At 67.6% G+C, this 2,606-nt stretch carries 3 protein-coding genes; 1 reads left to right on the forward strand and 2 read right to left on the reverse strand.

What is annotated here, in order from left to right:
- Both ACY45C_RS20305 and ACY45C_RS20310 read right to left on the reverse strand, forming a co-directional pair.
- Window positions 1-703 (reverse strand): metallophosphoesterase family protein (locus tag ACY45C_RS20305; RefSeq protein WP_462189148.1); only part of this gene is annotated, 703 nt, incomplete at its 3' end.
- A complete protein-coding gene (locus ACY45C_RS20310) occupies window positions 700-1,683 on the reverse strand; it encodes a nucleotidyltransferase (RefSeq protein WP_462189149.1) in 984 nt (327 codons plus the stop codon). The genes ACY45C_RS20310 and ACY45C_RS20305, both read right to left, overlap by 4 nt.
- Before the next feature lie 427 nt (window positions 1,684-2,110).
- Here ACY45C_RS20310 and ACY45C_RS20315 point away from each other — a divergent pair, with 427 nt between their 5' ends.
- Window positions 2,111-2,572: a MarR family winged helix-turn-helix transcriptional regulator gene (locus tag ACY45C_RS20315; protein WP_462189150.1), complete on the forward strand. Its 462-nt coding sequence runs from the start codon at window positions 2,111-2,113 to the stop codon at window positions 2,570-2,572.
- Window positions 2,573-2,606 lie beyond the last annotated feature (34 nt).

Genomic DNA, 2,606 nt, shown 5'->3' on the forward strand with positions numbered 1-2,606 from the left:
CCCCGTAGAGCGCATAGGCTTTCCGGATCACCGGCCGGGCCACGTTGCGGACCGGCACCCCACCGGCCGTCGTCCCGTGCTCCGAACCGGCATGGGCGTGACCGTGCAGCGCAAGGCAGGCGGCTCCCGCGTCCACCGCCTCGGCAAGGTGGTAGCTGCCGAGAAACGGGAAGATCTCGGTTCGCTCGCCGATGAGCGTGTCTGGTACCGGGGCATAGTGCATCAAAGCTACGCGGACTTCGCAATCCAGACTTTCCAGCGCGCCACGCAGCCGGGATCCGGCGTCCTTCGTGTGCCGGATGAAAGCCTTCATCAATGGTTCGCCGAAGTCGCTTCCGCTGGCCCCGGCGAACCCCCCGCCGAATCCCTTGACGCCGGCGATTCCGAGACGGCGGCCGTCGATGTCGAGGACCGTGCCGCAGCCTTCGAGGACGGTCACGCCAGCGTCGGCCAGCATTTCGGTGATTTCGTTCTCGGCACCGCCGTGGTAGTCGTGATTACCCAGGACGGCGACGACGGGCACCCCGGCGTCCGCCACCTCGGCCGCGACGATCTCGGCCTCGGCCGGCAGCCCCCGCTGAGTGAGATCACCGGCCAGCAGCAGCACGTCCGCCCGACCGGCAAGTCCACGCAGCAGGGGTGCGAAGGTTCCGCGGCTGTCCACGCCCAGGTGGATGTCGCCGACGGCGGCAATTCTGATCATGAGATGGTCTCCACGTTCGGCGGTGCCTCGGTCGGCATCCCCCGATCCGCGATGGTGACCTCGTTACTCACCAGGCGTCCGGGAAGCGCCTCGGCGAGCACATCCGCGACGGCCCGGCGGCGGGCGTCCGTGGCGACCTCGCCCTCGACCAGGATCTGCTGGCCATCCACCACCACCTCCAGCCCGAGCTCGGCCACCCTCGGATCCTCGGCGAGGCGTTCGTGCAGGTCACCGGCGAGGTACTCATCGGCCTCAGTGAGGTCCAGTACCCCGTACCCGGCGGTGTCGGCGACCCGCTTCGCGGTCCCGGCCTGCTCCGCCCCACCCGCTGGCACCGCCCCACCCGCTGGCACCAACGGGCCGTGCGGACGTGAACCCGTGGGGGTGCCCCCGGCCGACGGAGCACCTTCGGCCGACACCGCACGACCGGCGGCCGGGATCAGGTTGAGCCGGGTGGCCACGAGCAGGGCCGCCTCGGCGAAGGGGGAAGTGGCCGTCGCGCGACGCACCTGATCCCAGTCGACCTGCTCCCGCATCGCTCTGATCATCGGTATCACGCGAGCGAGATCACAGTACCGTTCCTCCAGGGCCAGCAGGGTCATCTCAAACCAGTCGGTGGCATCCAGCACGGGCATGCGCACCGAGTCCACCGACATCTCGCTGGACCGCTCCAGCATCTGCTGGGTCACCGCCCGACCCACCGGATGGTGGATGAGATCGACCAGCACCTCGCCGTCAAACACCTTGGTGAGCCAGTCCTCGGGTGAGTCGACCGGGCGCAGGCCGGCGTTCGCGAGCACCTCGACCGCCCGCGGCACGTCGTCCTCGCGCAGCATGAAATCGACGTCGTGGACCGGCTCGGGGCCGCCCCGGGCCCAGCAGGCGTAGCTGCCCCCGAGAGCGAACGGGATGCCCGCCTCCTTCAGGGTCACAGCCACGCGTTTCAGACTCTCCCGTAGGCCTCTGGGCGCATCCTCCATACCGCTGCCCGTACCCGCGGGAACCACGCGACGCACCTCGCGTACCCCACCGAAGTCGGGCGGCAGGTAGCTGTCGCGATTGCGACACCCCTAAATGACTACCTCAAAGTGGTGACAAGACTACTACAGAAGCATGGGGGTGTCCGGCTATCCGTAGTTATAATTTCACTACATGCCACAAGAGTTACCACTTCGACGCCTGATAGGCACCTGAATCTCACAGCTTGACGACACCGAGCGTCGACATGAGCGATGATGACCTTCGCGGCAAACCTGTCGCCCGCCTACTTCGACACCGGATTGGAAGCGAACCCTGAACACGCGCACACGATCCGACCAGTTGGCCAGGGCCCTCGGAGGGGAAACAGCCGCACCGGAGAACTCCGGCGAACGTCTCCCTGGACCACGCGCCACTGGGCCGGCCACCCTGACCTCGCGGCCGGTCGCCCCGGGCGGCCACGGCGTGGTCGACCTGTCCAGCCATCCCGGCCAGCTGGCCCGCCGGCTCCAGCAGGTGACCTATCAGCTCTGGACCACCACCGTCTCAACCGAGACGACGCCTCCGCAGTTCGTGGTCCTCAACAGCCTGCTCGCTGATCCCGATATTGATCAGCGCACGCTCGGAGAACGAGCCTCCCTGGATCGGTCGACGGTGGCCGATGTGGTGGCGAGGCTCGTGCAGCGTGGGCTCATCCGCCGGGTCCGTGACCCGCGTGATGGCCGGCGCAATGTCCTGCGGCTGACCAAGCGGGGAGAGTCGACCCACGGCCAGGTGGCGGACCGCATCGACCAGATGAACGACAAGCTGCTGGCGCCGCTGTCCGAGGAGGAACAGACCGCCCTGTTGTCGATGTTGGCCCGCATCGTCGACCAGGATAGGCCCTATTAGGGCCTGTTTGGGAAGTTCATCGGGGCAGTCATTC

The organism is Frankia sp. CcWB2, from assembly GCF_977927585.1.